The organism is Siphonobacter sp. BAB-5385, from assembly GCF_002261125.1.
Lineage (GTDB): Bacteria > Bacteroidota > Bacteroidia > Cytophagales > Spirosomataceae > Siphonobacter.
The window spans coordinates 1-3,744 of record NZ_NMPS01000168.1 but is presented as its reverse complement, the minus strand read 5'-3'; the positions used below and the strand labels follow the sequence as shown (position 1 = coordinate 3,744).

Genomic DNA, 3,744 nt, shown 5'->3' with positions numbered 1-3,744 from the left:
AACGGGGGGTAGTAGTGATTACAGCAAGCTTCAGCTGCAAAAAGGCCCTGTAGCAACGCCCGTGGAGGCGTTTCGCAATACGATACCGCCGGAGCTGATTGACTTTTCAGGAATCATTCTTCAGCTCTCGCCCTGGCATAGAAAAAAACTCGTGTTCGCTGGCGATAGCATCACGTTTCTGGACCAGTTTCAGAAATACATTCAGGCCCGACACGGGTTTAGCTATGTCAATAACGCCGTTTCGGGTTCTTGTCTGGCAAAGGGAAAAGAGAACGTTACCACGCCTGAGGACGGCGTTGTCCGTCCTTCCCTGCTTTCAAGAATTGCGGAAATCAATGCTCTTGGGGCTGATCTAATCGTCGTTTTCATCGGCACCAACGACGGATTCTATAGCGTGCCGCTGGGCGATATTACCAGCACGGAAGATACTACGTTTTACGGGGCTCTGAAAGGCACAATTCAGGGGCTTCAGGCGGGCAATCCCGCCCGGCGAATTGCCTTCCTCACGCCCTTACAACGGGGCAATGATAGCAGTCTTTACGTCTCGCAGCTGGGGTATGCCCAGGCGATCAAGGACGTGGCGGCTTTGTATGCCGTACCGGTGCTTGATTTGTTTTCCACGTCTGGAATCACCTACGAAAACATTTCGCATTACACCTCCGATAACGTCCACCCCAATAGCCTGGTGGGTATGCCCGCGATTGCTCGTCAGATTTCAAACTTTCTAAACCAACTCTAGCCATGTCAGCACTCAATGTTCGTGCCGTATCGGCTGACGTCTACCGAAACACCCGCGTGGTCTGGACTCAGGTGCTGCAGCGTCCGCCCTTGCTACCGGCGTTCGTGCCAGTAGCCAGTTACGCCGACTTGGTAGCTCTGCCTGATCCACTCGAGGAAACCTTTTATGCTGTTGCTTCTGATGAACAGAACAACGACGGCAATCCTTCGAAATATTCTAAACAATCTGACGGCTCTATTTGGTGGTGGGCTGCTCAAAAAATGAACTAAAGCCATGGCAGGATTTCCAATAGCCAACAATCGAGTCGGGGTCGCCAGAGACTTTTTCGAACTTTATGGTCATCATGCTTCCATAGCGAGAATATCCACGGCTGATTTAGTACTAGCCCAAATGACCGGTGCTGGTCAGTTTCTCGGTAGTCTAACCATACCTAATAAACAGATGATGTTTATTAGTACGATAGTAATTAACAGTAATAAGAATGTTGAAATAAACCTTGTGGGTTTAGTTTCACCCAACGCCACCAACTACGGCAATTATGCCTTTCCTAATCTTAGAGGATGGACAGGACCCTTCTATGGGCCTCTGATATTTGAAATTAATCAGTTTCTGGATGGCTCTATGCTATCTACGATTAATTGGAATATAACCGCTACCTCCGAGACAACCCTGACAGGCCATAGGTCAACGATAACGTTTAATACCATCGCCTGCTATTCTGATCAGAACTTTTACAACGATGGATTAATGCTGGTGATTGGCGATAGCATAGCTACCGGAGATACAGGGCCTACCACTAGGCTTAACCACTTCATCTGGGAATCTAAGATGCTATTTGAAACAGCGGGCAGAAATCTACAGATAGTCAATAAGGCGGTGGGAGGAAGTAGTTCACGATATGCTTTATATAATATCAACAACGGACTCTGGCGGTATCCTGATGTAAAGGTTATCGTTGAAAATCACGGAACCAACGACGTTGCTCAGAGTACTACAAATGCACAGTTCACCGCTTACGTGCAGGGTCTTATAAACTGGAAGAAGAAGTTTTTTAAGAACACAGTACTGCTCTTTTACGGTAGTACACCGCTTCAGGTAGCCGCTAACCAGGCAAAAGCGAACGATTTCAGAACTATCAAAAGGGATTTGGTAGCGGCTGCGGGTGATCCTTTAATCAGGTACTTGAACCTGGGTGAAGCGTTTGTACCCGCGGACAGCAAGTACGCACCTTCTGATGGTTCAGGCCAAGGAATTCACATCAACGATTCAGGTAGTGCGGACGTAATCACGCTACTTGACAACAACCAATCCCTATTCGCTTAATCTCTTTCAAGCCAACAACATTACGTTCTAAGTCCTTTTCTCAACTCCAAAACACAAAATAAATGAAACGCTTCCTAGTCCTTTTCCTGCTCGCTTTCGCTTGTAAGGTATCCGCTCAGACGCCGCAAGCCCCTACCTCCAGTGTCGGCGTTGATACGCTTATGATCCAGACGGTATATGCAGATTTAAGCGGCGTAGAACACACCAGGCCCGTGAAAACGCTACGCATCGTGGCCACTAGCAGGCGATCCGGCACAACAACTGCCTACTACTCGCTTGATCCTGCTGTACTGGACAGTCACGTTCGCAGGCGATTCTTCCCTGAATCCTCTAAATAGCTAAAAATCAAACTTCTGAGGGTTAGCAAAACCACCTAGTCTTTGCCAGAAGTACGCCCTTTCGGACTAAACTCAATCCTATGAGACCCCTAATCGTCTTTTTAATCCTGCTCCTAGTGAGCCTTTCTGGGCAATGTCAGTGTCCTTGTCAGCGGTGTCAGCAGTATGCGAATATCGGATGGGACCCCCTAAAAGAATATCCCTCTGACTTTTTAAGTAACCAACCGCATTCCAAAATCCTCAGTGTCGATACGCTCTCTATGCTGACTGTTTTTGTAGACGAGGACGAATCGCTTCAGATTAAACGTATGCCCACGATTAGGACAGGCTACGGGTCTTTGCATGAGCCTCCCACTTATCGAACGATAGGGGTACCTGACAGCCTGGTGCTTTGGCGAAAGTACGAGTACGCTGATTACACGTTCGACGCCAGTAAAATTCCAGACAAACTCCTAAAAGCTTTCAGCAAACCTTAAAACACCCTTTTGAAGGCTAGGAAAACCGCCTAGTCTTTGCCAGAAGTATGCTCTTTCAGTTTCGATTCTCACTCCAAAACACTTAAAAATGAAACGCTTACTTTATGCCGTATTGGGCCTGTTCCTGCTGGGAACGCCGGTACTTGGCCAGCAAACCATCCAAAAAGCCCAGAAGGCCGAGTTCGAGTTCGGCGTCAGCCAGCGGGCCGGTGCCAGTGCCTATCCCACCAAGGAAGGTTGGTCTACCTATCTGAGCCCGATCACCGCGGATACTACCTGGACCTTTTACTATGATGTAAAGGGCAAACGCATCATACGGGACTTTCGGGCCTTCGTTCAGGATCTTATCAACCGCTCGCCGGGTGGCGGCGGAGGTCCGGGTATTGTTTACCTGCCGGGTAAGGGCCTGAGCCTCGGGGAAGGAAACCGGTTTAGCATCGTTCAGGCCGATCAGGGAAGCTTGGGTAACATTCAGGCTGATCGTCTGATCTGGAACTCTCAGAACATGCCTTCGCTCGTCACAGCTGAAGGTTTGAGCTTATCGAACGGCGAATTCCTGATGAACCTCGGTACGACGACGGTCCGCATGGGTATTCAGGACTATCGTCTGTTTCTGCAGAAGGCTCTGGGGATTACTGCAGGCGGCGGCGGTTCGGGGATTACCTGGGTGGATCGTCCGGATACGCATACGAGTCCCGGAAAGATTGGATATGCGTCGATCTGGCAGGATAAACTATTTGTGTACGGACGGGAAACGGGGCAGACCCTAACCCAGTGGTTCATGTTGGACGGGGTGGTCAAAAATTTCAGTTTCGACCCGCTTTCCCAGGAAGGAGCACCGACTGCGACGGGTACGTTTGATGCGTCT

Annotated in this window: 5 protein-coding genes; all 5 read left to right on the top strand. The window is 49.3% G+C overall.

Annotation, left to right across the window (positions count from 1 at the left end):
• Positions 1 to 739: SGNH/GDSL hydrolase family protein (locus tag BWI93_RS16525; RefSeq protein ID WP_141217488.1), on the top strand; the 739-nt coding region annotated here is incomplete at its 5' end.
• Between the two features lie 2 nt (positions 740 to 741).
• Positions 742 to 1,008 carry a hypothetical protein gene (locus tag BWI93_RS16520; RefSeq protein WP_094813247.1) on the top strand — a complete coding sequence of 89 codons (267 nt, stop codon included), beginning with the start codon at positions 742 to 744 and terminating at the stop codon, positions 1,006 to 1,008.
• A 4-nt stretch (positions 1,009 to 1,012) separates the two neighbouring features.
• On the top strand, positions 1,013 to 2,062 hold the full coding sequence (locus BWI93_RS16515) for an SGNH/GDSL hydrolase family protein (RefSeq protein ID WP_094813245.1): 1,050 nt from the start codon (positions 1,013 to 1,015) through the stop codon (positions 2,060 to 2,062).
• Positions 2,063 to 2,124: 62 nt separating this feature from the next.
• Entirely contained in the window at positions 2,125 to 2,400 is a 276-nt protein-coding gene (locus tag BWI93_RS27475) for a hypothetical protein (protein WP_141217487.1), read from the top strand.
• Between the two features lie 564 nt (positions 2,401 to 2,964).
• Positions 2,965 to 3,744: hypothetical protein (locus tag BWI93_RS16505; protein WP_141217486.1), on the top strand; the 780-nt coding region annotated here is incomplete at its 3' end.

Excerpts from the sequence above, each read along its gene's own strand:
- BWI93_RS16520 (WP_094813247.1), top strand. The coding sequence starts at position 742 with ATGTCAGCACTCAATGTTCGTGCCGTATCGGCTGACGTCTACCGAAAC.
- BWI93_RS16515 (WP_094813245.1), top strand. The coding sequence starts at position 1,013 with ATGGCAGGATTTCCAATAGCCAACAATCGAGTCGGGGTCGCCAGAGAC.
- BWI93_RS27475 (WP_141217487.1), top strand. The coding sequence starts at position 2,125 with ATGAAACGCTTCCTAGTCCTTTTCCTGCTCGCTTTCGCTTGTAAGGTA.